Source organism: Edaphobacillus lindanitolerans (genome assembly GCF_900156305.1).
GTDB lineage: Bacteria > Bacillota > Bacilli > Bacillales_A > Planococcaceae > Bhargavaea > Bhargavaea lindanitolerans.
In genome coordinates this window covers 227,928-254,155 of the sequence record NZ_FTPL01000002.1, presented here as the reverse complement: position 1 = coordinate 254,155, position 26,228 = coordinate 227,928, and the positions used below count along the sequence as shown (strand labels likewise).

Below are 26,228 nucleotides of genomic sequence, written 5' to 3'. Positions count from 1 at the left end.
GAATCGATCAGAATTCCAGGTGCTGCTCGATGAATCCTTTCACTTCGCCGATCGGCATGCGGACCTGCTCCATCGAATCGCGGTGGCGGACAGTGACCTGGCCGTCTTCCTTGGAGTCGAAATCATAGGTGATGCAGAACGGCGTGCCGATTTCGTCCTGGCGGCGGTAGCGCTTGCCGATCGACTGGGAATCGTCGTAGTCACAGGCGAAATGCTTTCGGAGCTCGGCCCAGACTTCGCCGGCCTCATCGGAGAGCTTCTTGGAAAGCGGGAGGACGGCCGCCTTGAACGGTGCGAGTGCCGGATGGAAGCGCAGCACCGTCCGGCTGTCGTTTTCGCCGACTTCCTCTTCGTCATACGCATCGCACAGGAAGGCGAGCGTCACGCGGTCCGCGCCGAGGGACGGTTCGATGCAATACGGAACGAACTTTTCTCCGCTCTGCGGGTCGGTGTAGGTGAAGTCCTCGCCGGAATGTTCCATGTGGCGCTTCAGGTCAAAATCGGTCCGGTCAGCGATGCCCCACAGTTCGCCCCAGCCGAACGGGAATTTATATTCGATGTCGACCGTGGCATTCGAGTAGTGGGACAGCTCTTCCTGATCATGCTCACGCAGGCGGATGTTGCCGTCGGACATGTTCAGGTTCGCGAGCCAGTTCTTGCTGAAGTCCCGCCAATACTCGTACCACTTCAGGTCTTCGCCCGGCTTGCAGAAGAATTCAAGCTCCATCTGCTCGAACTCGCGGGTGCGGAACGTAAAGTTGCCGGGGGTGATTTCGTTCCGGAAGCTTTTGCCGACCTGTGCAATGCCGAACGGCATCTTCTTGCGCATCGAGCGCTGGACGTTCTTGAAGTTGACGAAAATGCCCTGGGCGGTTTCCGGACGTAGGTAGATGTCATTCGAAGAAGAATCCGTCACGCCCTGCGATGTTTTGAACATCAGGTTGAACTGGCGGATGTGCGTGAAATCCTGCGCGCCGCAGTCGGGGCACGTGACATGGTGCTCCTGGATCAGCTCTTCCATTTTGTCGAACGGCATGCCGTCGACGACCATTTCGATGCCTTCCTCCTCGAGCTTGTTCTCGATCAGCTTGTCCGCGCGGTGGCGGGATTTGCACGCCTTGCAGTCGATCATCGGGTCGTTGAAGTTGCCGACATGGCCGGAAGCTTCCCACACCCGTGTGTTCATGAGAATCGCGGCGTCGAGCCCCACGTTATACGGGGACTCCTGCACGAATTTCTTCCACCATGCTTTTTTGATGTTATTTTTCAGTTCCACGCCGAGCGGGCCGTAGTCCCATGTGTTGGCCAGCCCGCCGTAGATGTCGGATCCCGGGAAGACGAACCCCCGGTGCTTTGCCAGATTGACGATCGTTTCCATTTGAGCCATGACAGATTCCTCCTTGTGAATTAAAAAGCACCCGTCCCCGGACATGACGTCCGGGGACGGGTGCATAATGCCCCGCGGTTCCACCCCGATTGGCCGAAAAGGCCCTCTTTCAGAAGTTCGGCTCGGGGGTGCCGCTTCATATCCATGCAGGCTTTCACCGTCCCTGCTCGCTGTCGTCGGATACTACTTGATTGTCCCGTCGTTGCCGTATGGACTTTGACAACATTGTAGCATGCGGGCAATCGTTTCGCAATCGGGGGCCGAATCGGATATAATGAACGAGGCTACAGATGCCGGGTGCACTGCCCGGCCGGTACATAATAAACTAAGAGGTCGGCAATGGCCTTCGGTCGTTGGGCGGTCCGGTTGCCGACGGATGGGTGGTGAGTCGAATGGAACTCAATAAACGCCAGGATGAAATATTGGAGATTGTCAAAGCGGAAGGGCCCATCACCGGCGAACAGATCGCCGAACGCCTGAGCCTCACACGCGCCACGATCCGGCCCGACCTCGCCATCCTGACGATGGCCGGATTCCTGGATGCCCGTCCCCGTGTCGGTTATTTTTATTCGGGCAAAAAGAAAGAGCAGCAGCTTTCCGAGAACATGATGAACATGAAGGTCAGGGATTTCCAGTCGATCCCGGTGGTCGTCCATGAGTCGCTGTCCGTATATGATGCCATCACGCAGATGTTCCTCGAGGATGTCGGGACGCTGATCGTCGTGGACGAGAAATCATTCCTGTCGGGAATCCTGTCGAGGAAAGACCTTCTCCGGACGGCGATCGGGACGACGGAGCTCGAGAAGATCCCTGTCCATATGATCATGACCCGCATGCCGAACATCTCGTACTGCAAGAAAAACGAGACGCTCGTGCAGGCGGCAAAACTGCTCATCGAGCGGCAGATCGATGCACTGCCGGTGGTGGAAAGCACAGACGGCGGGCTTGCCGTTGTCGGCAGGCTCACAAAGACGAACATCACAAAAGCATTTCTGTCCCTGGCAGAGAACCACGATTTCTGAAAGAGGTGCCGAATGAACCACTTGAACATATTCATCGTCTCCGACTCGATCGGCGAAACGGGCGACCTCGTGGCAAAGGCGGCGATCAGCCAGTTCCGGCAGAATTTCGAATCAACCGCGGTGAAAAAGATTCCCCACGTGGAGTCGGTCGAGCAGCTGCGGGAGGTTTCGGTGATCGCCTCCGGTCAGGGAGCCATCGTTCTATATACACTCGTGAAACAGGAAATGCGCGAATACCTCAAAAGGGAATGCGAGCGGCTCGGCATCCCGGCAGTGGACCTCCTCGGACCCGTCATCGGGGTGATCGGGGAGACGCTCGGCGAATCTCCGTCGGAGGAACCCGGCCGCGTCCGTCTCCTGGATGAGGATTACTTCAAAAAGATCGAAGCGATCGAGTTTGCCGTGAAATACGATGACGGCCGGGATCCGCGGGGCCTTCTGCTTGCGGACATCGTGCTGATCGGGGTTTCCCGGACATCCAAGACCCCGCTTTCGCAGTTTCTCGCGCACAAGCGGCTGAAGGTCGCCAACGTTCCGCTCGTCCCCGAAGTGGAGCCGCCGGAGGAGCTGTTCAACGTGAATCCGGACAAATGCTTTGGGCTCGTCATCTCCCCGGAGAAGCTGAACACGATCCGCAAGGAAAGGCTGAAGGCGCTCGGCTTGAAGGATGATGCGAACTATGCGAGGATTGAACGGATCAAGAAGGAGATCGATCACTTCTACAAAGTGGCCGACCGGATCGGATGCCATGTGATCGACGTAACGAACCGGGCCGTCGAAGAAACGGCCAACGTCATTCTCGGTATCCGCCAGAACAAGAACTGACAGACCCAGCACCCAGAAAAGATCAGAGCCGGCATCCTCTGCCCGGCTTTTTCGAATGGCCGGCTATAATGCTGGCAATCTTGCAGACGAAAGATTATAATCAGTAATTGTGATTAAAATGCGCAAAGTGGGCGTTCTACTCCCTTCTGCGCACTTTTTTGTCGAATGATGAAGGAATTGAGCCTTGAATCTCGAATTCAAGAGTAAGACAAGAAAGTGTGGGTGATGTCGATGAAGCGGATTCCGGAAGAGAAGATCGAGGAGATCCGTTCCGCTACGGACATCGTCAGTCTAATCGGCGAGTATGTCCAGCTGACCAAGCGGGGACGGAACTGGTTCGGGCTCTGCCCGTTCCACGAGGAGAACTCGCCGTCATTCTCCGTTTCAGGAGACAAGCAGATGTTCCACTGCTTTGGCTGCGGGGCGGGCGGGAATGCGATCACGTTCGTCATGGACGTCGAGAACGTCCCGTTCACCGAGGCGGTCGCGAAACTGGGCAGCCGGACCGGCGTGGAGGTCGAAGTCCCCGAGTCCGGGGAACAAGGCCGGGAAAGCATGCCCCCCCAACACCGCAGGCTGCTGGAGGCCCACACATTTGCCGCTGAATTTTATCAGCATTTGCTGCTGAATACGGTAGAAGGGGAGGAAGCGCTCGAATATCTGACAGGCAGGGGATTCACGCCTGAGGCGATTGAGAGGTTCGGCGTCGGCTACTCACTGGGAAACAGTGATTCGCTCGCCCGGCTGCTCGCAAGGAAAGGCTTTTCGGAAGAAGAAATGGCGGAGGCCGGCCTGGTCATCGTGCCGGAGCATGGCGGCAAGCCGTTTGACCGGTTCAGGAACCGGATCATGTTTCCGCTGCATGACCCGAATGGCCGGACCGTCGGGTTTTCGGGGAGGGTCATCCAAAAGGCGGACAATGAGCCGAAATACCTGAACAGTCCCGAAACACCGATCTTCAATAAAGGAGAAATTCTATACAATTATCACAATGCCCGACTTGCAGCCCGGAAATCGGGTAATGTAATATTGTTCGAAGGATTCATGGATGTCATTTCCGCAGACTTGGCCGGCATACAATCCGGCGTGGCAATCATGGGGACGGCCCTGTCGGACAAGCATCTTGCCCTGCTCGGACGGATCACCCGCCAGGTCGTCATCTGTACAGACGGCGACGACGCCGGATGGGAAGCGGCACGGCGCTTTTCGCGCCTGTTCAAGTCCGGGCGGACGGATGCGACGGTCGCCGTCATTCCTGACGGCATGGACCCTGATGACTACATCCGCAAATACGGAGGCGGGCAGTTCCGGGAGCAGGTGATCGGACAGCCGCATACTCTTCTGTCATTCGCCATGATGTATGCCAAGAGAGGCAAGAACCTGAACAATGAAAATGACATTCTTCAATATATACATGAAGTGCTGGCAGAACTGGCCGGCAACACGACGCCGGTGGAGCGCGATCTCTACCTGAACCAGCTGTCGAGGGAGACCGGTGTTTCGGCCGAGGCGCTCACCGCGCAGTTCCGCAAAGCGGAGGCCAGGCAGGTCAGGACGGACACCCGGCATGAGGACAGGCAGGACAGGCAGGGGGACCAGCGCCCGAAACCGGGTCCGAAAGTCCGGAATACGCCCGTTTCCAGGGCGGAACGCATATTATTGTCGCATCTATTGCGGGATGGCGCCGTGTTCGCCGGTATACGGGATTCAGAAGAAGGGAATCCTTTCTTCCATGATGAATATACAGCGATATACGTCAATCTTGCAGGATTTTATGAGGAATATGGCGAACCGGATGTACATCGATTCGCAGAGACGCTGCAAGATCCGGATTTACGCCGGATTGTCATGGAGACCGTGATGTCCGAACTGTCGGAGGAGCATGTCGGCGAAGAAGTGCAGGACTGTCTCCGTCATATCAGGAAATATCGGATTGAGATGGAAATCCGGGAAAAACTGCAACAGTCCAGGGAAGCCGAGAAGCTGCACGACCATCTCCGCGCCCTTGAATTATCCAAGCAGATCATTGAGTTGAAGAAATCCCTTTCAGCGGTATAGGGGAGCCGGCTTCTAGGAGGAGGAGTAAAATGGCGGAACTTTCAGGGCAACCGAAAGACCACGAACATGAAATGACGATTGAAGAAATGAAGGCACAGCTGCTCGAGCAGGGCAAGAAGTCGGGAGAGCTCTCATTTGACTACGTAACGGAGAAATTGTCTGCATTCGACATGGAGCCGGATCATTTCGAGGAATTCCTCGACCAGCTCGAGGAGCAGGGCATCGAGCTTGACCGGAACGCCGGCGGGAGCGGAGACGACAAAGAGGAAGAGGAATTTGATCTGAACGACCTGAGCGTGCCTCCCGGCGTCAAGATCAATGACCCGGTCCGCATGTATCTCAAGGAGATCGGACGGGTCGACCTCTTGTCCGCCAAAGAAGAGATCGAACTCGCAAAGCGGATCGAGGCGGGTGCGGCTGCCCAGAAACAGATCGAAGACGGTGCAGAGAGAACGCCTGAGATGGAACTGGCGATCGACCGCGGCGACATGGCCAAGAAGAAACTGGCTGAAGCCAACCTCCGCCTGGTCGTATCGATCGCGAAGCGCTACGTCGGACGCGGCATGCTGTTCCTTGACCTCATCCAGGAAGGGAACATGGGCCTCATCAAGGCCGTCGAGAAATTCGACTATGAAAAAGGCTTTAAATTCAGTACGTATGCGACCTGGTGGATTCGTCAGGCCATCACCCGCGCGATTGCGGATCAGGCCCGTACGATCCGGATCCCGGTCCACATGGTGGAGACGATCAACAAACTGATCCGGGTCCAGCGGCAGCTTCTCCAGGACCTCGGCAGGGAACCGTCGCCGGAGGAAATCGGCGAGGAAATGGACCTTCCGGCAGAAAAGGTCCGTGAAATCCTCAAGATCGCCCAGGAACCCGTTTCCCTGGAGACGCCGATCGGGGAAGAAGACGATTCCCACCTCGGGGACTTCATCGAAGACTCGGATGCACAGTCCCCGTCTGACCATGCGGCGTATGAGCTGCTCAAGGAGCAGCTCGAGGATGTGCTGGACACGCTGACGGACCGTGAAGAGAACGTCCTGCGTCTCCGCTTCGGACTGGACGACGGCCGCACCCGCACCCTTGAAGAAGTCGGCAAGGTCTTCGGCGTCACCCGGGAACGCATCCGGCAGATCGAGGCGAAGGCGCTGCGGAAGCTCCGCCATCCTTCCCGCTCGAAGCGGCTCAAAGACTTCCTTGAATAATAATAACAATTGGGCAGCAAATGCCCTGAAGCCGTTCCGGACCCTTCCGGAACGGTTTTTTTGCCGTCCGCACACGCGTGCAGCGGGCGAGTTTACTTTATCGGCGGGCGGGCTTCCGCAGGTCCTTTCCGCCGTGCCGGACCGTCATGAACAATCTTGAAAGGTCGGACAATATAGAATAGATTGCGGTTTTGGTTGTGGAGCGAGCGCTCGTTCAGTTATAATAATAGATGAAAGCGCATTCACGAAGGGGGCTGTTCACCATGAATTTCGACCTGACACAAGAGCAGGAGATGATCCGGCGGACGATCCGCGAATTTGCGGATGAAGTGGTCGCACCGGGAGCGATCGAGCGCGATCGCACGAAGGAGTTTCCGAGGGAAATTTTCCGGCAGCTGGCCGATATGGGGATGATGGGCCTGCCGTTTGATGAGCAATACGGGGGAGCGGGCGCCGACACGGTCAGCTTTGCCATCGTGACCGAAGAGCTGAGCCGGGCCTGCGCATCGACCGGCATCACATACTCTGCCCATATTTCACTCGGCGGGGCGCCGCTCAGCCTGTTTGGCACGGAAGATCAGAAGGAGAAATACCTGACGCCGATCTGCACGGGGGAATCGTTCGGGGCATTCGGCCTCACTGAGCCGAATGCCGGATCGGATGCAGGCGGAACCCAGACAACGGCCAAGACCGACGGGGATGAGTATGTCATCAACGGCGGCAAAGTGTTCATTACAAACGCCAGCTACGCAAAGCATCTGGCACTCACCGCAATCACGGGAGAGCAGGACGGCAAGAAAGAGATCAGCGCGATCATCGTGCCGACCGACGCAGAAGGATTCAAGGTGATCGACAACTACGAGAAGATGGGCCTGAACGCCTCCAATACGACGGAATTGGTCATGGACAATGTCCGGGTGCCCCAGGAAAATCTCCTCGGCAAGCGCGGCAACGGATTCCGCCAATTCCTCGTGACGCTTGACGGGGGCCGGATCGGCATCGGTGCGATGGCGGTGGGGATTGCACAGGCTGCCTATGACCGGGCACTCCGCTACTCCAAGGAGCGCAAGCAGTTCGGCAGGCCGATCTCTGATTTCCAGGTGAACCAGTTCAAGCTTGCGGACATGGCGCTGAAGATCGAGCTTGCGCGGACGATGGTGCACAAAGCCGCCTGGCTGAAGGATCAGGGCCGTCCATTTTCGAAAGAAGCCGCCATGTGCAAGCTGTACGCATCCGAAATCTCCATGGAAGTGGCCGACGAGGCGATTCAGCTCCACGGCGGATACGGCTATATGAAAGAGTACGAAGTGGAACGGTATATGAGGGATGCAAAACTTCTGGAGATCGGTGAAGGCACTTCCGAAGTGCAGCATATGGTCATCGCGCGCCATATCGGGGTGTAAATCGGATCTTTGTCCATTTTGTCACAAACGCGCAAAACTTACCGGCTAATACTTTCAGTTTCCCTCATAATGAAGTACAATATGAATTGTTCACTGTATTGTACAGGGTATCTCATGGAAAAGGGGGTTTTAGTCGATGAACAGAAATCCTATTGTACCTTATATCTTGATCATGGCCCTCGGTATCGGCCTTATCTTCTTCATGTCCCTTTACGGGCTTGATAAAAAGGAAGAGATTGCAGCTGATCACGAAGAGACAGAACAAGGCGGAGACGGCAACGCGGCAGAAGGCGGCGATGAAGCAGACTCCGGCGACTTCGACCCTCAGGCATTCGCCGAAGGCAAATGCGTATCGTGCCACGGTCAAAACTTCGAAGGCTCGGTCGGTCCGAACCTTCACGATATTAGTGATGACAAGGACACAATCAAGGATGTTCTGAAGAACGGTAAAGGCGCCATGCCTGGCGGCCTCGTGCCTGATGAGAATCTCGATGCCATGACGGATTGGGTCCTCTCTCTTCAAGAATCTTGATATGAAATGAATGGAGCCCTTATCCGGCATGCCGGATAAGGGCTTTGGCATGCAGGGAAACGGCCGGCATGCCGGGAATTAAACAAAGAGAAAGGGGTTGGATTGCGCTTGAATGCAAAACGATTATCCGGCCGTCTGGCGGCGGTGGCCGCCTATGTGGACGAGGGCGCCTCGCTGGCCGACATTGGGAGCGACCATGCCTATCTGCCGTGCCATCTGGCACTGTCCGGCAAAATCCTCAAAGGGATCGCGGGAGAGGTGGCAGCCGGACCCTATGAATCCGCAGTCCAGACCATCCATGAAGCCGGTCTCGGGGAGAAGGTACAGGCAAGGCTGGCCGACGGCCTGGCGGCCATCCGTCCGGAAGACCGGATCGATACCGTATCCATTGCAGGCATGGGAGGACCGCTCATCGCCTCCATCCTGGAGAACGGGAAAGAACGGCTTGAAGGCGTCAGCCGGCTCATCCTCCAGCCGAACATCAATGCACGGTCGATCCGGGAATGGGGGATGGCGAACGGCTGGGTGCTGGCTGCAGAAGAGATCCTGAAAGAAGACGGCAAAATCTATGAGGTGCTCGTGCTTGAGCGGGGCGAAGCCGTCTACGGGGAAAAAGAGCTGCTGTTCGGCCCGTTCCTGATGACCGGTCAAAATGAAGCTTTCCGGGAAAAATGGGAGCGGGAGCGGAAATCCTGGCAGGCGATCCTCAGGCAAATGGAACAATCGTCAAGGGACGAGGAAATCAGCGATCGGAAAGAGGGCCTCAGGCAGGCCATCCATCTGGTGACGGAGGTGCTTGGAGATGGGACAAACGAAGGTAAGTGACATCATCGGGCTGATGGAAGAGTGGGCACCCAAAAAATTCGCTTATGACTGGGATCCCGTCGGGCTGCAGATCGGCCGCCCCGACGCCGTGATCGACCGTGTGCTCGTGACGCTTGACGTGACCGAGGAAGTCGTCAAGGAAGCCGCAGAAAGCAGTGCCGGACTGATCATTGCCCACCACCCGCTCATTTTCAGGCCGATGAAGTCGGTCCGGACAGACACGCCGCAGGGAAGGATTGTCGAGGCGTGCATCAGAAACGGGATTTCGGTTTTTGCAGCACACACGAACCTCGACGTCGCACCGGGCGGGGTCAATGACATGCTGGCTGAGCGGCTCGGACTCAGGGAGACGGCCATCCTTACGGAAACGTATGTGGAGCCGCTGTACAAGCTGGCGGTCTACACGCCGCATGACAGCGTGGACAAAGTCCGCGAAGCGCTCGGCAAGGCCGGCGCCGGCGCGATCGGGGACTATGTGAACTGCACGTACGAGATCGAAGGGACCGGTCGGTTCACGCCGGCAGAGGGCGCCGACCCGTACATCGGAAAAATCGGGAAATCCGAAGCAGTGGAAGAGACGAAAATCGAAGTGGTGCTGACGGCTTCCATCCGATCGAAAGTCGAGCAGGCGATGATCGAAGCCCATCCATACGAGGAACCGGCCTATGACTTCTTCGTCCTTGACCAGCGGCTCGAGGAATACGGGATCGGCAGGATCGGCAAGCTCGGCCGCCCGATGTCCCTCCAGGAGTTCGCAGAACATGTGAAAGAGCGGCTCGGTGTTCCGGTTCTCCGCGTCGTGGACGGGGGGAAACCGGAAATCCGGACGGTCGCGGTCCTCGGAGGCTCGGGAGGGAAATATACGGCGGATGCGGCAAATCGCGGGGCGGATGTCCTCGTAACGGGCGACATCGATTTCCATACCGCACAGGACACGGCGGCACTCGGCCTGTCGATCGTCGATCCGGGCCACCATATCGAACGGATCATGGTTGGCGGCGTCGCGGAACGGCTTGGACGCGCTGCCGGAGAAAAGGGGCTGGCCTGCACATTCATCGAATCGGGCATCATCACGGAACCGTTCCGGTTCATCTGAATCATCCGGCCGCATCCCGGAAACGAAGCCGCCGGACCCGGTGCCCGTCGGGGAATCAGGTCCACATCCGATCGCAAATATACCCGAACAGAAAAACGCCCGGAAAGCGCAATGGCTTTCCGGGCGTTTCCGTCAGGATACCGTGTAGGGTTCAATCCGGTTGACGGGTTTCGGGTTTTTAATGTTCGGCAGGATCTTTTCGATCGCCACTTTGGAAGAATGATCGTGTGTGGACGGATCCTCCGGATCAAACTGTTCCAGGAACTGGATGACTTCCTTTACGATCGGGGTCGGTGTAGAAGCCCCGGCCGTGACGCCGACCGTCTCCACGCCTTCCAGCCATTCGAGATTGAGGCCGGATATATCGGAGATCCGGTAAGCAGTGGTGCCGGCGATTTCGGCCGACACCTGCGCCAGCCGGTTGGAGTTGTTGCTCTTCGGGTCCCCGACGACGATCAGCAGGTCCGTTTCGCCCGCCTGTTTCGCCACCGCTTCCTGGCGGACCTGGGTGGCCATGCAGATCTCCCTGTGGACTTCGAGCTGCGGGAATCGTTCCTGCAGCCGCTCCATGATATGGGCGACGTCCCACTGGCTCATCGTCGTCTGGTTCGTGACGATGAGCTTTTCGGCACGGACTTCCAGGGTTTCTGCATCTTCCATCGTCTGGATCAGGTGGACCTTATCCGGTGCGACGCCGATCGCCCCTTCGGGTTCCGGGTGGCCGTCCTTCCCGATATAGATCACTTCATAACCTTCGGCCGTCTTTTCACGGATCAGATCATGTGTGGATGTGACGTCCGGGCAGGTGGCATCAATGGAGACGAGCCCCTTGCGGCGTGCGAGATCCCGGACTTCAGGTGAAACACCGTGAGCCGTGAAAATCACGGTTCCGCTGTTGACCTTCTCGAGGATCTCCTTCCGGTTCGGCCCGTCCAGCGTAATGATTCCGTCTTCCTCGAACGCATCCGTGATGTGCTTGTTATGGACGATCATGCCCAATATATATATCGGCCGGGGAAGCGATTTGTCCATCGCGGCGTTGCGGGCAATGACCATGGCATCCACAACTCCGTAACAGTATCCGCGCGGCGTGATTTTATTGACTTTCATGGAATCCACTCCTTAAAGGAATCGCTCATTCCATTATAGCCGAGCCGGGCGGCGGTTTCAAAGATTCACGAAGGCGGCTGGAAGATCCGGGGGACGGACAGGCCATTTCCGGCCGGGGCTGCCGCAGCTGCGGCAACTCCGGTATCCCCGGCCCCTGAAGCGGCAGCGCCGGCAGCGGCTGCCGGCGCTCCGGAGAAGCCGCGGTAGATCTGCCACAGGGCAGGCAGGTTCTGCATCATGGGGGAAATCTGGTTGATCAGCGGGGACAGTTGCTGGGCGGTGGTCAAAAACTTATCCGCCGTGCCCATGAACGATTCGAGCCGAGACGGCCCCTGCGCTCCGCCGCCGAATCCGCCGCCGAAGCCCCTGCCTCCCCCAAAGCCTCTGCCCCTGCCGAACCCGCCTCCGCCGGGCCCGCCGAATCCGCCTCCGCCAGGCCCGCCAAACCCGCCTCCGCCCGGCGGGCCAAATCCTCCGCCTCCCGGTCCGCCGAACCCTCCCATAGGGAACTGCCGTGCCTGCGGAATAGTAGCGCCCGGCATCCCGGGAGAACTTCCTCTTGCCGAAAATGGATAAAATGACTGATATCTCATGGCGCGGGCTCCTTTCTGAATTGTTCTCCTCCACTGCATCATATGCAGCAAGCGCCTCTTTGCCACCCGCCCGGGCGCCGCCTCAAGAATATTTGCCTCTCCCGCATGAACTTCTTGCCGATTGCTGATAAAATAGGAGGACATGAGGAGGAAAACGAATGCCTAACTTTAGTGAAATGAATTTGAAGCCGTTCCTGCAGGAGGCCATCCGCAGCATCGGTTTCAGGGAGCCGACCCCGATCCAGGAGGCGGTGATCCCGCTTGTCCTGAAGGGCAAGAGCACAATCGGACAGGCCCATACGGGGACGGGGAAGACACACAGCTTCCTCATCCCGATCATCGAGCGGACCGATTCTTCGGCCGCCGGGGTCCAATCGGTCATCACGGCACCGACAAGGGAGCTCGCGGAGCAGATCCATGCCGAGCTGCTGCGGCTCGTATCCGGGACCGAAATCCGGACCGGCCTGTTCATTGGAGGAACGGACAAGCAGCGGTCGATCGAAAAGCTGAAAACCCAGCCGCATATCGCCGTCGGGACGCCGGGGCGTCTATGGGATCTCGTGAACGGAGGCGCGCTCCTCGTCCACACCGCCAATATCCTGGTCGTCGACGAGGCCGATCTCGCGTTTGACATGGGATACGTCGAAGACATTGACCGGATCGCCAGCGGAATGCCGAAGAACCTGGAAATGTACGTGTTCTCCGCAACGATACCGGAGAAGCTGAAGCCGTTCCTGAAAAAGTATATGGAATCGCCGGAGCACATCAAAATCGGTGAACGCCGTCCGGTTGCGGAAGGGATCACATTCCCGCTCGTCCCCGTGCGCGGCATGGACCGGAAGAAAAAGCTCCTTTCCGTCATGGAAGCCCTCAACCCGTACCTGGCCATCATCTTCACGAACACGCGGAAAGAAGCCGAGGAAATTGCGTCCTGGCTGTCCGAAAGAGGCATCCAGGCGGGACAGATCCACGGTGACCTGAACCCCCGTGAACGCCGGAAGATGATGAACCGTGTCCGGTCGCTGGACTATCAGTACATCGTGGCCACGGACCTGGCTTCCAGGGGCATCGACATCCCGGGCGTCAGCCATGTGATCAACTTCAACCTTCCGGAGAATCTGGAATTCTTCGTCCATCGCTCTGGACGGACGGCGCGGGCGGGGCTTGAAGGCACCGTCATCACCCTGTATGAACCATCCGATGACGACGCACTCGTCAGAATCGAGAAGATGGGCGTTCCGTTCATCCACCGTGACGTGAAAAACGGCGAATGGATCGAGCTGAAGGAGCGCCATTCCCGTGCGAACCGCCAGAAGACCGACCGGGCGCTCGATGAAAAGGCGCGCAGGCTCGTGAAAAAGCCGGCCAAGGTGAAGCCGGGCTATAAAAAGAAGATCGAAAAACAAGTTGCCGAAATCCGGCGGAAAGAAAAGCGCCGGGACAGGCAGGGCAGGGGGAAATAAACATGCTGATCGGATCACACGTATCCATGAGCGGGAAGAAGATGCTTCTCGGGGCTAGTGAGGAAGCGGCATCCTACGGGGCCTCCACGTTCATGATTTACACGGGTGCGCCCCAGAACACGAGGCGGAAGGCGATCGAGGAGCTGAACATCGAAGCCGGCCGTCAGCATATGGCGGAAAACGGCCTGTCGAACATCGTCGTCCACGCCCCGTATATCATCAACATCGCGAATACGGTGAAGCCCGAGACATTTGCGCTCGGCGTCGAGTTCCTCCAGAAGGAAATCGAGCGGACTGCGGCGCTCGGGGCGGACCAGATCGTCCTTCATCCCGGTGCACACGTCGGTGCGGGCGCTGAAGAAGGCATCAAAAAGATCATCGAAGGCCTCAATGAAGTGCTTTCGGCGGATATTCCGGTGCGGATCGCATTGGAGACGATGGCGGGGAAGGGCTCGGAGTGCGGGCGGACGTTCGAGGAAATCGCGCGGATCATCGACGGCGTGGAGAATAACAGCCGGCTGTCGGTCTGCTTTGATACGTGCCACGTCCATGACGCGGGCTACGACATCGTCCATAACCTCGATGGCGTGCTGAAGCAGTTCGAGCAGACCGTCGGGCTTGACCGGATTTCGGTCGTCCATGTGAACGACAGCAAAAACATTTGCGGGGCCGCCAAGGACCGCCATGAAAACATCGGATTTGGCGAGATCGGCTTCGAGGCGATTGCAGAGATCGTCCATCTCCCTGAATTCAAGGCGCTCCCGAAGATCCTGGAGACACCTTGGGTCGGTCCGGACAAGGCAAGCCGGAAGGCACCCTACAAAAGTGAAATCGCCATGCTCAGGGAAAAGGCATTCAACCGGGAGCCGATCGAATCCCTCATGGTCTGAATTCCGACAGTTAAAGACGAAAAGGCCGGAACGCTGCACTCAAACCGAGTCACGGCGTTCCGGCCTTTTGCCTGGAGAAAGGGCTCCAGTCTCCGGGATACGTGCGGGGGCGCAGGGATTCCTGCCACGGCCGCTCAAAGATATTTGTCAATCAGTTCCTGTGTCCGCTCGTCGCCGATGACATTCCTGACTTTCCAGATGAATGCATCGGGCACGCCGGTCAGGATCCAGGCGGGCGAGACTTCGTCCAGGAGCGGACGCAGCCGTTTCACTTCACGTGAAGACAGGCTGATCCCGTATTGTGAGGCAAGTTCTCGGAGCTCATGGTCCTGCATCCGCTTCATCGCGGCGATGGTTCCATGCAGACTGATCGGATTTCCCTCCCTGAAGTTGTTTTCCATTTACAAACGGCGGTCTTCATACTATACTCTTTAAGTTAAATCGTAATGATTCCGAATTGAAAAGAGGAATAGATATGCCGGATGTATTGATTGAACTGGAGGATGTCTCTTACCGGTACGGCGATGAAACGGCACTTGAACACGTCTCCCTGCAGGTGAGGAAGGGCGAGTTCTGGGCGGTCATCGGCCCGAACGGCTCCGGTAAATCAACACTGATCAAACTGATCCTCGGACTGATCGCCCCGCAGACGGGACAGGTGCAGTTGTTCGGTAAGCCTGTCGGGACGTTCCGGAACAAAGAGAGGATCGGCTATGTGTCACAGAAGTCAAATGCTTTCAACAGTGCGTTTCCGGCAACGGTGAGTGAAGTGGTCAAGAGCGGCCTCGTCAAAAAGACGGGCATGTTCCGCCGATATCCCGAGGATGCGGACGAAAAGGTGATGCGGGCGCTGGACGCCGTCGGCATGGCAGAATATGCCGGCAGGAGCATCGGCCGGCTGTCCGGCGGCCAGCAGCAGCGGGTGTTCATCGCGCGTGCGCTCATCAGCGGACCGGAACTGCTCATCCTGGACGAACCGACCGTCGGCATTGACCGGGAGCATATGGAATCGTTCTATGATATGCTCGGCAGGCTGAACCGTGAAAAGTCGATCGCCATCCTTCTCGTCACCCATGACGTGGACACCGTTTCCGAACTCGTCACGCATGTAGCGTGCGTGAACCGGTCGATCCATTTCCACGGTCCGCAAGAAGAATACAACAGGCGGGAAGAGCGCATCCGGAATGACTGGTACGGACATCCGGTCCGCCGGATCCGCCACCCGAAGGGGGAGGGAGAAAAGTGATCTCTGCAGTTTTCGAGTACAGTTTCCTCCAGAACGCCTTCGCGTCGGGTCTCGTGATCGGGATCATCGCGCCGATGCTCGGCCTGTTCATCGTTGTCCGGCGCCTGTCGCTCATCGCGGATGCGCTGAGCCACGTGACGCTCGCCGGCATTGCGGGCAGCCTTTATCTGAGCCAGTCCTTCCTGTCACTGGCGTCGCTGAACCCGATCTATCTCGGCATCGGCTCTTCAGTGGCAGGTTCGCTGCTGATCGGCCGGCTCCGCGAGACGTATAAAAGCTATGAAGAACTGGCCATCCCGATCATCATGTCCGGTGGCATTGCCGTCGGTGCCATCTTCATCTCGCTCGCACAGGGATTCAGTTCCGACCTGATGGGCTATCTGTTCGGCTCCGTTTCGGCGGTCGGCCGGGGGGACCTCGTGACCATCGTCCTCGTCGGCGTCGTGACGGCGGCGTTCATCGGTCTGGCGTATAAAGAGCTGTTCACGATTTCGTTCGATCCCGAATATTCACGGGCACAGGGACTTTCCATGAAACGGATCAATTTCTGGTTCATGATCGTGACGGCGCTCGTCGTCGCTTCCTCGATGCGGGTCGTCGGCATCCTGCTCGTGTCTTCGCTCATGACGCTTCCCGTGGCGGCCGCGATGCAGGTGGCGAAAGGATTCAGGCAGGCGCTCATCTGGTCGGTCGTCTTCGGAGAACTGTCGGTGATCGGCGGCCTGTTTTCGGCCTTCCACCTGGACATTGCACCGGGCGGGACGATCGTCGTCATCTCGGTCCTGATCCTGCTCATCATCATGGGCTTCAAGCGGCTCCGTCCCCGGGCCAGGGCCATACAGACGGGAGGGGATTCAGCATGACCTTTGAAGAAGCGATCCGTCGGCTGCGGGAACAGGGCCTGAAGAGGACGCCCAGCCGGGAGTCCATCCTGCGGCTTTTCGCCTCGGACGGACGGTATCTGTCCGCGTCGGATGTGCGCGAGGCACTTGCCTACGAGCATCCGGCCATGAGCCTCGATACGATCTACCGGAATCTGTCCTCGTTTGCCGGCCTGGATATTCTCGAGGAAACCGAGCTGGGGGGCGAGCGGAAGTTCCGGATGCACTGTGACCGGGACGGCCACCACCACCATTTCATCTGCATGGCATGCGGGAGGACCGAAGAGCTCGACCTCTGTCCGATGGACCAGGTGTCCGCCCTGCTGCCCGGTTCGGTGATCGAGGACCACAAGTTCGAAGTATACGGCCGTTGCCCGGCCTGCAGCACGGGAGCAGACGCCGAGCTTCCCGGATCCACACAAGAAAAAGCGTGAGGCCCTGAACGGGCACTCACGCTTTTTCTGTTGCATATTCGCTTTTCAGCCAAGCATCCGCTTCCCGCCAATCATGGATGCGGATGACGCCGTCCGGAATCGGCATCCGGTTGTACGGAGCATCGAACAGGAGGACGGGGATCCCGACTTCCTCATGGATGTCGACGGCGTTGTCATGCTTGTCCTCGAAGAACACATCGACCCCGAGCCGTCTCGCCGCTTCGATTTTCCGGTGCGAACCGGTCAATTCGATATGGTGGTAGGGAATGCCGTGCTCCCCGAACCATCCGAACGTCACGTCCTTCACTTCCAGTCCGCGTGCTGAAATGTAGAACAGCTCGTGGACCTCGTTCCAGGCGGAAAGGATCTCCCGTGCGTAGGCGTGAGCCGGGGAAGTTCTGTAGATCTCGGCTTCCGCTTCCTTGTACCAGGCGTTGAATTCTTCTGCATCCAGCATCGGGAAGGATTCGGTCAGACTGTAGGCCGTGATGTCGTCCAGGACAAAGGCCGAATTGAACCGTTTGTTGATGTGGGGAAGGAGCGACTCCGGACTGGTGACCGTCCCGTCGATGTCGATCCCGAGACGGAGCGGCTTCATTCCGCCGTTTCCTTCTGAAGTTCTTCCTGGCGCTGTTTTTCGAAGTACTCTTCGGCAATGATGTCGATCTCTTTCTTGAGTTCATCGACCATTGTCGCTTCCGGGACTTTCCGGACGGTCTTGCCGTGCCTGAACAGCAGGCCTTCGCCGCGTGCGCCGGCGATGCCGATGTCCGCTTCGCGGGCTTCACCCGGTCCGTTGACCGCACACCCGAGCACCGCCACCTTGATCGGCGCCTTGATCGTCGAAATGTATTCCTCGACTTCATTTGCAATCGAAATGAGGTCGATTTCGATCCGGCCGCAAGTCGGGCAGGAGATGAGTGTGGCGGAGTTGGATGAAAGGCCGAACACTTTCAGGAGCTCGCGGCACACTTTGATCTCTTCAACCGGGTCCGCGCTCAGCGAGACGCGCATCGTGTTCCCGAGGCCCATGCTGAGCAGTGCCCCGAGGCCTGCTGCACTCTTGATCGAGCCGGCGAACTGGGTGCCGGATTCGGTGATGCCGAGGTGGAGCGGATAATCGAACGCCATCGAAGCTTTTTTATAGGCTTCGATCGCCAGCTGGACATCGGAAGCCTTCAGCGACACGATGATGTCATGGAAGTCCAGGTCTTCAAGGATCTTGATGTGGTGCAGGGCGCTTTCCACCATGCCGTCCGCAGTCGGATATCCGTACTTTTCAAGGATATGCCGTTCAAGCGAGCCGGCGTTGACGCCGATCCGGATCGGAATGCCTTTTTCCTTGGCCGCCTTGACGACCGCCTCGACTTTTTCCCGTTTGCCGATGTTGCCCGGGTTGATGCGGATTTTGTCGGCGCCCTGTTCGATGGCGATCAGGGCCAGTCGGTAATCGAAGTGGATGTCGACGACGAGCGGGATATTGATCTGTTCCTTGATCGCGCCGATGGAGCGGGCTGCGCGTTCATCCGGGCAGGCCACCCGGACGATCTGGCATCCGGCTTCCTCGAGCCGTTTGATCTGGGCGACGGTCGCCTCGACATCGTGCGTCTTGGTTGTGGTCATACTTTGTATGAAAAGTTCGTTGCTGCCGCCGATCGTCAAGTTTCCGACTTTCACGGGGCGGGTGTTCGAACGGTGTGTCATCTGGGTCATTTTATTGGTCTCTCCTTTGCAGGCAGTGCCTTCACTGTTGTTTATTCTATCAATGCAGGGCAGGTTATGACAAGTGAGCCACACTAGGCGCCGGCCCCGTCACCGGCCTCTTTGCCGCATTCCGCATCTTTGGGGGAAAGGGGAAGGAGGATCACTTCGCCTTCTGCAGGGTCCCTCTTCCTGAGATGCGGATTCAACCGGTAATAGGCGGACAGGCGCTCCAGCAGGTCCATTTCGTCCGGGTAGAGGGCGAACAGCGACCTGACCGTATCGCCGGCCACGACGGTCACCGGGATCGAATCGGATTCAACGTTCTCCGTGCAGGCCGTCTCTTCTCCGTCTGAATAGAAGGCGGCCATCGGAATGGTCCCTTCCCGCAAGTCGGTCCGGATGAACCAGGAAATGATGAGGATGAGTAGGGCAGAGAAGACGATCCGCATGGAAAAACCCCCTTTCCACTATTCTATGAGCGGGAAGGGGGATTATGAGCCATTCTCTTTTTCGGTGCCGCATTGGGATAATAGCCGAGCGCCAGCCAGATATAGACGAGGGCGGCTGCCGCGGACAGGGCCGATGCATACGGGATCCCCGAAGGAAGGAGATCGTCGAGCAGCAGGATGAGGGTCGGGACGGTGAGCGAAATCGCCGACGTCCGCCACAGATGCCGGTACTCCCCGCGTTTCTTCCGGACCTTCAGGAACCCGAGGCCGGCAAGTGCCGCGATGCTTGCCTTTACATAGAAGTACACCGTGGCGATCAGGAACTGCAGGACGAACGCCCCCGGGTACAGGAGCGGACCGATTCCCTTCAATTCTTCCACGGGCATGTCCGTGCCGCTGATGACGGTATCCGCAGTCAGTGCGAACTTGATGAACGAAAGAAGCGCAGTGAGCAGCACGAAGACAAATATGTACCTGACGACTTTGCCGAGCGGCAGCATCCGGAAGGCGGCCAGTTTTTTCGGCTCATGGAACGCGGCCTTGAACAATTGGTGAAATTTCATCGAATCGCCTCCAGCTAACGTCTAGTTTATCATGGGAACCCGTTTTCCCGTCAGGAAAGTTCAACAGTTGTTTGAACCATGGACGGCCCAATGTTAACGTATTGTAAATTTTGTTCGCGGCATCTTTACATTCAGCGGGAATAATCAGCATAATGGGAACGCGTGATTATCTGTTGAAATGGGGTTGAATTCAAACGTGGAACTAAACTGGCAGGAAATGCTTTTCCAATTTCTTGGCGGGCTCGGGATTTTCCTGTTTTCCATCAAATATATGGGGGACGGCCTGCAGAAGGCGGCGGGTGACCGGCTGAGAGACATCCTCGACCGCTTCACGACGAATCCGTTCATGGGTGTCCTCGTCGGGATCGTCGTCACCGTGCTCATCCAATCGAGCTCCGGCACGACCGTCATCGTGGTCGGTCTCGTCAGCGCGGGGTTCATGAAGCTCCGCCAGGCGATCGGCGTCATCATGGGCGCGAACATCGGGACGACCATCACGGCGTTCATCATCGGATTCGATGTCGGCGCCTATGCATTGCCCATCATGGGCCTGGGGGCGTTCCTCCTCTTCTTCTTCAAGAACGACAAGCTGAAGAACCTCGGTGAAGTCATCTTCGGCTTCGGCGGACTGTTCCTCGGCCTCGAGCTGATGAGCGGCGGCATGAAGCCGCTCAGCAGCCTGCCGGCATTCCTCGACATGACCGTCACAATGAGCGAGCATTCGCTGCTCGGCGTCGTCGTCGGAACGGTGTTCACACTCATCGTCCAGAGTTCGAGTGCGACGGTCGGCATCCTGCAGGGGCTGTACGCGGAAAACCTCATTGACCTCAAGGGCGCGCTTCCGGTCCTGTTCGGGGACAATATCGGAACGACAATCACGGCCATCCTCGCAGCCCTCGGTGCATCGGTCGCTGCCCGCCGTGCCGCCGCCACGCATGTTCTGTTCAACGTGCTCGGCACCATCGTCTTCATGATCTTGCTCGTGCCGTTCACGGCATACATCTCCTGGCTGAGCGGGACGCTCGGCCTGGAGCCGAAAATGCAGATTGCATTTGCCCACGGGACGTTCAACGTCGCCAATACGATCATCCAGTTCCCGCTCATCGGGATGTGGGCCTACATCGTGACGAAAATCATTCCGGGTGAAGAAGTCACGATCGAGTTCAGGCCGAAGCACCTGGACCAGTCGTTCATCCATCAGTCGCCGTCCATCGCGATCGGCCAGGCGAAGGAAGAGATCCTGAGGATGGGCGAATATGCGGTGCGCGGGCTCAACGAAACGTATGATTACTTGAAGACGAGCGACAAAAAGCATTCCGAGACGGCCTACCAGCTCGAGGATGCGATCAACAGCCTGGACCGCAGCATCACGGACTACCTTGTCCAGATTTCGGCCGAATCGATCAGCGCCGTCGAGTCGGAGCGGCATGTGATCCTCATGGAAACGGCACGGGACATCGAACGGATCGGGGACCACTTCGAGAACATCATCGAACTGATCGATTACCGGGAAGCGCACCGGGTCGTCATGACCGAAGGTGCGATGGCCGACCTTGATGAAATGTTCACCCTGACGATCGACACGGTCAGACGCTCTCTTGAAGCGCTCGACCAGCACGATGCGGAAGTGGCGCGCGAAGTTGCCGAGAAGGAAGACCTGATCGACAAGATGGAGCGCAAATTCCGCAAGAAGCATATCCAGCGTCTCAATGAAGGCGAATGCTCCGCACAGGCCGGAATCGTCTTCGTCGACATCGTGAGCAACCTGGAACGGATCGGGGACCACGCGGTCAACATCGCGGAAGCCATTCTCGGACGCCACGTCTGAGGACAGGCTGTGAAAGGGGAGAAGCCTTGTGGCAATCGTTGCCTGGACACTGATCATCATCAGTTTCATCATTGCATTTGTTGGATTGGTCTATCCGATCATCCCCGCCTCGCTGTTCGTATTTCTCGGATTCATCCTCTACGGACTGTTCTTCTCGTTCGGAGAGTTGCCGTGGTGGTTCTGGACAGCGGAAATCCTGTTCGCCGTCCTGCTTTTCGGCGCGGACTTCCTGGCAAATGCGGTCGGGGTCAAGCGCTTCGGAGGGTCCAAAGCGGGCATGTGGGGAAGCACGGTCGGCCTGATCGCCGGCCCGTTCCTCATCCCTGTCTTCGGGATCCTCGCCGGCCCGTTTATCGGGGCTGTCGCAGCAGAGCTCATCTTCAACCGGATGACGCCGGGACGGGCACTCAAGAGCGGGGTCGGCTCGCTCGTCGGCTTCCTGACATCGGTCGCCGCAAAAGGGGCCATCCAGCTTGTCATGATCGTCCTGTTTGTCATTGTCGTATCATAAAGGAGCGCACGGCGACAGCCTTCTGCGCTGCCGGGATGCACCGCCAAAAAGGCGGTGCATTTTGTTTGAAGGCATGCGGGTATTTTGATAATGTTGAATTGTACTCATCATTTAACGACCGGGAGGAATGTTGAAATGGCTTTCAAATTGCCTGAGCTTCCATACGCATATGATGCGCTGGAGCCTCACATCGACAAAGAAACGATGGAGATCCACCACACGAAGCACCACAATACGTACGTGACGAACCTGAACGCTGCGGTTGAAGGAACGGACCTCGCAGACAAATCGATCGAAGAAGTGCTCCGCAACTTCGATTCCGTACCGGAAGAGAAAAAGACGGCTGTCCGCAACAACGGCGGCGGCCATGCGAACCACTCTCTGTTCTGGCAGCTCCTTTCGCCAAACGGCGGCGGCGAGCCGGCAGGCGAGCTTGCAGAGGCGATCAGCAAGAAGTTCGGCAGCTTCGACAAGTTCAAGGAAGAGTTCGAAACAGCTGCAAAAGGCCGTTTCGGTTCCGGCTGGGCATGGCTCGTCGTAAACAACGGCGACATCGAAGTCGTTTCGACTGCCAACCAGGATTCCCCGCTCATGGAAGGGAAGACGCCGATCCTCGGACTTGACGTATGGGAGCACGCCTACTACCTCAAGTACCAGAACCGCCGTCCTGAATATGCTGCGGCATTCTGGAACGTCGTCAACTGGGACGAAGTGGCAAAACGCTACGAAGAAGCAAAATAATCCGCTCAAGCGGAAACCAGGCACACACCGGGCCCGTCCCAATGGTGTGTGCTTTTTTTGTCGGATTGCGTTACAATCAACTTTGTGAATCTATCAGAAAAGGGGGAGGCGGGTGAACAAGAAACGCCGATCGAAACAGGACTCGCCGAAACAAAAACTTAGAAAAAATACTCAGTTCCGGATGAATGTCCTGTTCTTTTCCATTTTCCTGCTGTTTTCGTCATTGATCCTCCGCCTCGGCTATCTCCAGATCGTCAAAGGAGAAGACTTCAAGCGGGAGATCGAGCGGACTGAGGAGATCTCGGTCAACACGAGTGTCCCGCGCGGCAGGATCTATGACCGCACCGGCCAGATCCTCGTCGGCAATGAACCGAAAAATGCCATCACGTACACAAAGCAGCAGCGAACCACTGCGGAAGATATGCTGGATACCGCCCGGAAACTGGCGGGGATGATCGAAAAAGACACCTCCTCCGTCACGATCCGGGACAAAAAGGACTTCTGGATCCTCAACAACAAAGAGAAGGCCTACGACAAAGTGTCCGAAGCCGAAAAGAAAAAGATCAACGGCAGCGAAACCAAGTCGAAGTCCGAACGGCAGCGCGAACTTGATGACCTCGTCCGGGAGCGGATCACCGATGAAGAGGTGAACTCATTCTCGCCGGAAGAACTGGAAGTGCTCGCCATCTACCGTGAAATGGCATCCGGCTACAATTACTCACCTCAGATCATCAAGAGCGGCGATGTGACGGAAGATGAGTATGCGCTCGTCTCCGAACGGCTCGGCGATCTTCCGGGCGTCAACACGACGACGGACTGGGAACGCGTCAGAAATTCCCCGCTGGCGGTGCTCGGGACAACGACCACCCCGAAAGAGGGGATTCCCGCAGAGAAACTCGATTTCTATCTCTCGCGCGGCTATTCGCGGAATGACCGTGTCGGAAAAAGCTATATCGAGCAGCAGTACGAGTCGGTTCTCCAGGGACAAAAGACCGTCGCGAAGAACATCACCGACCGGTCAGGCACCGTCATCGACACCGTCCCGGTCCAGGAAGGCCGTCCCGGCAAGGACCTCGTGCTGACGATCGACAGCGAACTGCAGGCAGAAGCGGAGCGCATCGTCTCCGAGAAGCTCCTGGCGCTCAAACGGAACTACGGTTCCCAGATCCTCGATCGCGCCTTCTTCGTCATGGTGAACCCGAACAACGGGGAAGTACTGGCGATGGTCGGGAAGCAGATCGTAAAGAACGAGGACGGAAAAAATGAAGTCATCGACATCTCGTTCGGTACATACGGCATGGCCTATGAAGTCGGCTCCACCGTCAAGATGGCGACCGTGCTGACGGGTTACCAGTACGGTGCTGCGAAGATGGGCGAAGTGAAAATCGACGAACCGCTCTGGATCGGGGGACTTAAAAAGTCGTCCCTGTTCAACCCGACAGACTACAACCGGGTTCCGATCAACGACATGATGGCCCTCACCCGGTCTTCCAACGTGTACATGTTCAAGATCGCCATCGCCCTCGGCGGCGGCGAATACAAACGGAGAGCCGGCCTGTCCCTTGCCCCGGACACGATCAACAAGTTCCGGTCCTCCTTTGCATCGTTCGGTCTCGGCAACCGGACCGGCCTCGATCTTCCGAATGAATTCACCGGCCAGAAGGGCATCGATCCGAAGCCGGGGAACGTCCTTGACTATGCCATCGGGCAGTATGACACGTATACGACGATGCAGCTTGCCCAGTACGTCTCGACAGTGGCAAACGGCGGCTACCGCATCGCCCCCCATGTTGTAAAAGAAGTCCGGGAGCCGTCCGCGGACGGACACACGCTCGGGCAGCTTGCGGAGGAGATCAGGCCGACCGTGCTGAACCGGATCTCCAACAGCGACAACGAGATCAAGCGGATCCAGCAGGCCATGTATTCGGTCTACTACAACCAGCGGGGTACGGCTTACAAGGAATTCCATGACACGAAATACAAAGCGGCGGGCAAGACGGGAACCGCCCAGAAGAAATACTACGACGATCCGGACAGCCCGTTCTATACGAAGGACACCGTAACCGTCTCCCATGTCGGCTATGCACCTTATGACAATCCGGAAATCGCCTATGCGGTCCTCGTGCCGAACATCACGACAGTCCCGTCAAAAGTCCCTCACCCGAACAACGAGATTGCACGCCATATGTCCGACTACTACTTCGAACTTCAGGAAAAGCGGATGAAGGAAGGGGATTCGGCCCCTGAAGTGGACTACACGCTGACCGAGCCGGAGGACGGGGAAGCGATCCGGGAAGGCGAATGACCGCCCGAGAATGACATGCCTCACTTCCGCATATTATTTTGTGGACATCCGGCCGGCTTGTGCTATAATGGAACAGTCGTATAAATCTTGCTCAACAATTCATGCTCTTGAATCATGCTCAACTCTTCGATCCTGTATGAGTGGGAGGGAAATCGAATGCGCGTTAATGTGACACTTGCTTGCACAGAATGCGGCGAGCGCAACTACATTACAACGAAAAACAAGCGGACCAACCCGGAACGCATTGAAATGAAGAAATTCTGCTCGCGTGACAACAAACAAACTCTGCACCGTGAAACAAAATAATGCGGATACTGCCAAAACCCTTACCGGTTTTGGTTTTTTCGTTGGAGGGGTGGGACAGATGGACAAAAGGGAAATCCGGAAGGCCGTCCTTGGCCGGCTGAAGGAACTGCCTGAAGCGGACCACCGGGAAAAGGGCCTCCGTGCAGCAGGGCGTCTCATCAAAGGCATGGAGTTCGAACGCGCCAGGACGATCGGGATCACCATTTCCAGGCATCCGGAGATCGACACCCGGCCGGTCATTCTCGCGGCATGGGCTGCGGGCAAGCGGGTGGCGGTCCCGAGGTGCAGTCCGGCGGACCGGGGGATGCAGTTCCGGGAACTGGGTTCGTTCTACGACCTGGAGACCGTCTATATGGATCTCCTGGAGCCGGTCGAGAACCGGACGGAACCTGTTGAGAAAAATGAAATTGACCTGATCATCGTGCCGGGCGTCGCTTTTTCCGAAGCCGGATACCGGATCGGATTCGGCGGCGGCTACTATGACCGCTATCTGGCGGGCTACCGCGGTCGGACAGTTTCCCTTGCGCTTGAAGTCCAGCTCGCCGGGGAACTGCCGGCCGAGTCCCACGATGTCCCCGTCGGCACGCTGTTCACGGAAGAACGGTTGATCGATTGCCGGGAGGGTGCCGCGGATGAAAACGGTCTTTGATGTCATGCAGCTCCTGAAGAGGTACGGAACCTATGTGTACACCGGGGACCGGAACGCCGATCTCATCCTGCTTGAGATGGAACTGAGGGAGCTCCGGGAGAACGGCATGATCAGCAGCGAGGAATTTATGAGGGCTATCCTGATCCTTCGGAGGGGAGAATGAGTTCCTCCAATTCTTAAGAATTGTTGAACATTCATC

Annotated in this window: 28 protein-coding genes; 20 read left to right on the top strand and 8 right to left on the bottom strand. The window is 57.5% G+C overall.

What is annotated here, in order from left to right; genetic code table 11:
* Positions 1 to 7: 7 nt before the first annotated feature.
* The gene (locus tag B0B07_RS07345) at positions 8 to 1,387 is read right to left on the bottom strand and encodes a glycine--tRNA ligase (RefSeq protein ID WP_076757748.1); all 1,380 of its coding nucleotides are present in this window, start codon (positions 1,385 to 1,387) and stop codon (positions 8 to 10) included.
* A gap of 383 nt (positions 1,388 to 1,770) precedes the next feature.
* Between B0B07_RS07345 and B0B07_RS07340 the strand changes: the two genes are divergently transcribed.
* From B0B07_RS07340 to B0B07_RS07305, 8 genes are all read left to right on the top strand, one after another.
* Positions 1,771 to 2,409 (top strand): transcriptional regulator CcpN, encoded by a 639-nt coding sequence (locus B0B07_RS07340; protein WP_076758392.1) that lies wholly within the window; start codon positions 1,771 to 1,773, stop codon positions 2,407 to 2,409.
* Between the two features lie 12 nt (positions 2,410 to 2,421).
* Entirely contained in the window at positions 2,422 to 3,234 is an 813-nt protein-coding gene (locus B0B07_RS07335; RefSeq protein ID WP_076757747.1) for a pyruvate, water dikinase regulatory protein, read from the top strand.
* Positions 3,235 to 3,459: 225 nt separating this feature from the next.
* The gene (gene dnaG, locus B0B07_RS07330) at positions 3,460 to 5,292 is read left to right on the top strand and encodes a DNA primase (protein WP_327078177.1); all 1,833 of its coding nucleotides are present in this window, start codon (positions 3,460 to 3,462) and stop codon (positions 5,290 to 5,292) included.
* A gap of 29 nt (positions 5,293 to 5,321) precedes the next feature.
* Positions 5,322 to 6,500, top strand: a complete 1,179-nt coding sequence (gene rpoD, locus B0B07_RS07325; protein ID WP_076757746.1) for an RNA polymerase sigma factor RpoD — start codon at positions 5,322 to 5,324, stop codon at positions 6,498 to 6,500.
* A gap of 263 nt (positions 6,501 to 6,763) precedes the next feature.
* Positions 6,764 to 7,903, top strand: a complete 1,140-nt coding sequence (locus B0B07_RS07320; RefSeq protein ID WP_076757745.1) for an acyl-CoA dehydrogenase family protein — start codon at positions 6,764 to 6,766, stop codon at positions 7,901 to 7,903.
* Positions 7,904 to 8,039: 136 nt separating this feature from the next.
* Positions 8,040 to 8,435 (top strand): cytochrome c550, encoded by a 396-nt coding sequence (gene cccA / locus B0B07_RS07315; protein WP_076757744.1) that lies wholly within the window; start codon positions 8,040 to 8,042, stop codon positions 8,433 to 8,435.
* Between the two features lie 108 nt (positions 8,436 to 8,543).
* Positions 8,544 to 9,260: a tRNA (adenine(22)-N(1))-methyltransferase gene (locus tag B0B07_RS07310; protein ID WP_076758387.1), complete on the top strand. Its 717-nt coding sequence runs from the start codon at positions 8,544 to 8,546 to the stop codon at positions 9,258 to 9,260.
* On the top strand, positions 9,238 to 10,356 hold the full coding sequence (locus tag B0B07_RS07305; RefSeq protein ID WP_076757743.1) for a Nif3-like dinuclear metal center hexameric protein: 1,119 nt from the start codon (positions 9,238 to 9,240) through the stop codon (positions 10,354 to 10,356). Before B0B07_RS07310 ends, B0B07_RS07305 begins: the two co-directional genes overlap by 23 nt.
* Positions 10,357 to 10,488: 132 nt before the next feature.
* Here the strand turns inward: B0B07_RS07305 and B0B07_RS07300 are convergent, their stop codons facing one another.
* Positions 10,489 to 11,466 carry a 4-hydroxy-3-methylbut-2-enyl diphosphate reductase gene (locus B0B07_RS07300; RefSeq protein ID WP_076757742.1) on the bottom strand — a complete coding sequence of 326 codons (978 nt, stop codon included), beginning with the start codon at positions 11,464 to 11,466 and terminating at the stop codon, positions 10,489 to 10,491.
* 65 nt (positions 11,467 to 11,531) lie between these two features.
* Positions 11,532 to 12,008, bottom strand: coding sequence for a VrrA/YqfQ family protein (gene vrrA / locus B0B07_RS15320; RefSeq protein ID WP_200805794.1), 477 nt, complete (start codon positions 12,006 to 12,008; stop codon positions 11,532 to 11,534).
* 209 nt (positions 12,009 to 12,217) lie between these two features.
* Here vrrA and B0B07_RS07290 point away from each other — a divergent pair, with 209 nt between their 5' ends.
* Positions 12,218 to 13,522, top strand: coding sequence for a DEAD/DEAH box helicase (locus B0B07_RS07290; protein WP_076757740.1), 1,305 nt, complete (start codon positions 12,218 to 12,220; stop codon positions 13,520 to 13,522).
* A gap of 2 nt (positions 13,523 to 13,524) precedes the next feature.
* Positions 13,525 to 14,412 carry a deoxyribonuclease IV gene (locus B0B07_RS07285; RefSeq protein ID WP_076757739.1) on the top strand — a complete coding sequence of 296 codons (888 nt, stop codon included), beginning with the start codon at positions 13,525 to 13,527 and terminating at the stop codon, positions 14,410 to 14,412.
* 134 nt (positions 14,413 to 14,546) lie between these two features.
* Here B0B07_RS07285 and B0B07_RS07280 read toward each other — a convergent pair whose 3' ends face one another.
* The gene (locus B0B07_RS07280) at positions 14,547 to 14,813 is read right to left on the bottom strand and encodes a hypothetical protein (protein WP_234982301.1); all 267 of its coding nucleotides are present in this window, start codon (positions 14,811 to 14,813) and stop codon (positions 14,547 to 14,549) included.
* A gap of 74 nt (positions 14,814 to 14,887) precedes the next feature.
* Between B0B07_RS07280 and B0B07_RS07275 the strand changes: the two genes are divergently transcribed.
* From B0B07_RS07275 to B0B07_RS07265, 3 genes are read left to right on the top strand one after another with little or no spacing between them, the layout of a single operon-like run.
* On the top strand, positions 14,888 to 15,658 hold the full coding sequence (locus B0B07_RS07275; RefSeq protein ID WP_076757738.1) for a metal ABC transporter ATP-binding protein: 771 nt from the start codon (positions 14,888 to 14,890) through the stop codon (positions 15,656 to 15,658).
* Positions 15,655 to 16,521, top strand: a complete 867-nt coding sequence (locus B0B07_RS07270) for a metal ABC transporter permease (RefSeq protein WP_076757737.1) — start codon at positions 15,655 to 15,657, stop codon at positions 16,519 to 16,521. Before B0B07_RS07275 ends, B0B07_RS07270 begins: the two co-directional genes overlap by 4 nt.
* Positions 16,518 to 16,973, top strand: a complete 456-nt coding sequence (locus B0B07_RS07265) for a Fur family transcriptional regulator (protein WP_076757736.1) — start codon at positions 16,518 to 16,520, stop codon at positions 16,971 to 16,973. The genes B0B07_RS07270 and B0B07_RS07265 overlap by 4 nt, the downstream gene beginning before the upstream one ends.
* 16 nt (positions 16,974 to 16,989) lie before the next feature.
* Here the strand turns inward: B0B07_RS07265 and B0B07_RS07260 are convergent, their stop codons facing one another.
* The 4 genes from B0B07_RS07260 to B0B07_RS07245 form a co-directional block, all read right to left on the bottom strand.
* Complete coding sequence (locus B0B07_RS07260; protein ID WP_076757735.1) at positions 16,990 to 17,571, bottom strand: hypothetical protein; 582 nt, start codon at positions 17,569 to 17,571, stop codon at positions 16,990 to 16,992.
* The gene (gene ispG, locus B0B07_RS07255) at positions 17,568 to 18,686 is read right to left on the bottom strand and encodes a flavodoxin-dependent (E)-4-hydroxy-3-methylbut-2-enyl-diphosphate synthase (protein ID WP_076757734.1); all 1,119 of its coding nucleotides are present in this window, start codon (positions 18,684 to 18,686) and stop codon (positions 17,568 to 17,570) included. Before ispG ends, B0B07_RS07260 begins: the two co-directional genes overlap by 4 nt.
* Positions 18,687 to 18,769: 83 nt before the next feature.
* Positions 18,770 to 19,126: a hypothetical protein gene (locus B0B07_RS07250; protein ID WP_076757733.1), complete on the bottom strand. Its 357-nt coding sequence runs from the start codon at positions 19,124 to 19,126 to the stop codon at positions 18,770 to 18,772.
* Between the two features lie 23 nt (positions 19,127 to 19,149).
* Entirely contained in the window at positions 19,150 to 19,689 is a 540-nt protein-coding gene (locus tag B0B07_RS07245; protein WP_076757732.1) for a DUF1189 family protein, read from the bottom strand.
* Between the two features lie 196 nt (positions 19,690 to 19,885).
* Between B0B07_RS07245 and B0B07_RS07240 the strand changes: the two genes are divergently transcribed.
* From B0B07_RS07240 to B0B07_RS07210, 7 genes are all read left to right on the top strand, one after another.
* Complete coding sequence (locus B0B07_RS07240) at positions 19,886 to 21,517, top strand: Na/Pi cotransporter family protein (RefSeq protein WP_076757731.1); 1,632 nt, start codon at positions 19,886 to 19,888, stop codon at positions 21,515 to 21,517.
* A 28-nt stretch (positions 21,518 to 21,545) separates the two neighbouring features.
* The gene (locus B0B07_RS07235) at positions 21,546 to 22,028 is read left to right on the top strand and encodes a DUF456 domain-containing protein (protein ID WP_076757730.1); all 483 of its coding nucleotides are present in this window, start codon (positions 21,546 to 21,548) and stop codon (positions 22,026 to 22,028) included.
* 135 nt (positions 22,029 to 22,163) lie between these two features.
* Positions 22,164 to 22,769: a superoxide dismutase gene (locus B0B07_RS07230; RefSeq protein ID WP_076757729.1), complete on the top strand. Its 606-nt coding sequence runs from the start codon at positions 22,164 to 22,166 to the stop codon at positions 22,767 to 22,769.
* 112 nt (positions 22,770 to 22,881) lie between these two features.
* The gene (locus B0B07_RS07225; RefSeq protein WP_076757728.1) at positions 22,882 to 25,074 is read left to right on the top strand and encodes a peptidoglycan D,D-transpeptidase FtsI family protein; all 2,193 of its coding nucleotides are present in this window, start codon (positions 22,882 to 22,884) and stop codon (positions 25,072 to 25,074) included.
* Between the two features lie 156 nt (positions 25,075 to 25,230).
* Positions 25,231 to 25,380, top strand: coding sequence for a 50S ribosomal protein L33 (rpmG, locus tag B0B07_RS07220; RefSeq protein WP_040228798.1), 150 nt, complete (start codon positions 25,231 to 25,233; stop codon positions 25,378 to 25,380).
* Between the two features lie 58 nt (positions 25,381 to 25,438).
* The gene (locus B0B07_RS07215) at positions 25,439 to 26,029 is read left to right on the top strand and encodes a 5-formyltetrahydrofolate cyclo-ligase (RefSeq protein ID WP_076757727.1); all 591 of its coding nucleotides are present in this window, start codon (positions 25,439 to 25,441) and stop codon (positions 26,027 to 26,029) included.
* Positions 26,013 to 26,192, top strand: a complete 180-nt coding sequence (locus B0B07_RS07210) for a YqgQ family protein (protein ID WP_076757726.1) — start codon at positions 26,013 to 26,015, stop codon at positions 26,190 to 26,192. Before B0B07_RS07215 ends, B0B07_RS07210 begins: the two co-directional genes overlap by 17 nt.
* Positions 26,193 to 26,228 lie beyond the last annotated feature (36 nt).

Bases quoted from the DNA above. Each gene is read 5' to 3' on its own strand.
- B0B07_RS07345 (WP_076757748.1), bottom strand. From the start codon at position 1,387: ATGGCTCAAATGGAAACGATCGTCAATCTGGCAAAGCACCGGGGGTTC.
- B0B07_RS07335 (WP_076757747.1), top strand. From the start codon at position 2,422: ATGAACCACTTGAACATATTCATCGTCTCCGACTCGATCGGCGAAACG.
- dnaG (WP_327078177.1), top strand. From the start codon at position 3,460: ATGTCGATGAAGCGGATTCCGGAAGAGAAGATCGAGGAGATCCGTTCC.
- rpoD (WP_076757746.1), top strand. From the start codon at position 5,322: ATGGCGGAACTTTCAGGGCAACCGAAAGACCACGAACATGAAATGACG.
- B0B07_RS07320 (WP_076757745.1), top strand. From the start codon at position 6,764: ATGAATTTCGACCTGACACAAGAGCAGGAGATGATCCGGCGGACGATC.
- cccA (WP_076757744.1), top strand. From the start codon at position 8,040: ATGAACAGAAATCCTATTGTACCTTATATCTTGATCATGGCCCTCGGT.
- B0B07_RS07305 (WP_076757743.1), top strand. From the start codon at position 9,238: ATGGGACAAACGAAGGTAAGTGACATCATCGGGCTGATGGAAGAGTGG.
- B0B07_RS07300 (WP_076757742.1), bottom strand. From the start codon at position 11,466: ATGAAAGTCAATAAAATCACGCCGCGCGGATACTGTTACGGAGTTGTG.
- vrrA (WP_200805794.1), bottom strand. From the start codon at position 12,008: ATGCCGGGCGCTACTATTCCGCAGGCACGGCAGTTCCCTATGGGAGGG.
- B0B07_RS07290 (WP_076757740.1), top strand. From the start codon at position 12,218: ATGCCTAACTTTAGTGAAATGAATTTGAAGCCGTTCCTGCAGGAGGCC.
- B0B07_RS07285 (WP_076757739.1), top strand. From the start codon at position 13,525: ATGCTGATCGGATCACACGTATCCATGAGCGGGAAGAAGATGCTTCTC.
- B0B07_RS07280 (WP_234982301.1), bottom strand. From the start codon at position 14,813: ATGGAAAACAACTTCAGGGAGGGAAATCCGATCAGTCTGCATGGAACC.
- B0B07_RS07275 (WP_076757738.1), top strand. From the start codon at position 14,888: ATGCCGGATGTATTGATTGAACTGGAGGATGTCTCTTACCGGTACGGC.
- B0B07_RS07265 (WP_076757736.1), top strand. From the start codon at position 16,518: ATGACCTTTGAAGAAGCGATCCGTCGGCTGCGGGAACAGGGCCTGAAG.
- B0B07_RS07260 (WP_076757735.1), bottom strand. From the start codon at position 17,571: ATGAAGCCGCTCCGTCTCGGGATCGACATCGACGGGACGGTCACCAGT.
- ispG (WP_076757734.1), bottom strand. From the start codon at position 18,686: ATGACCCAGATGACACACCGTTCGAACACCCGCCCCGTGAAAGTCGGA.
- B0B07_RS07250 (WP_076757733.1), bottom strand. From the start codon at position 19,126: ATGCGGATCGTCTTCTCTGCCCTACTCATCCTCATCATTTCCTGGTTC.
- B0B07_RS07245 (WP_076757732.1), bottom strand. From the start codon at position 19,689: ATGAAATTTCACCAATTGTTCAAGGCCGCGTTCCATGAGCCGAAAAAA.
- B0B07_RS07230 (WP_076757729.1), top strand. From the start codon at position 22,164: ATGGCTTTCAAATTGCCTGAGCTTCCATACGCATATGATGCGCTGGAG.
- rpmG (WP_040228798.1), top strand. From the start codon at position 25,231: ATGCGCGTTAATGTGACACTTGCTTGCACAGAATGCGGCGAGCGCAAC.
- B0B07_RS07215 (WP_076757727.1), top strand. From the start codon at position 25,439: ATGGACAAAAGGGAAATCCGGAAGGCCGTCCTTGGCCGGCTGAAGGAA.
- B0B07_RS07210 (WP_076757726.1), top strand. From the start codon at position 26,013: ATGAAAACGGTCTTTGATGTCATGCAGCTCCTGAAGAGGTACGGAACC.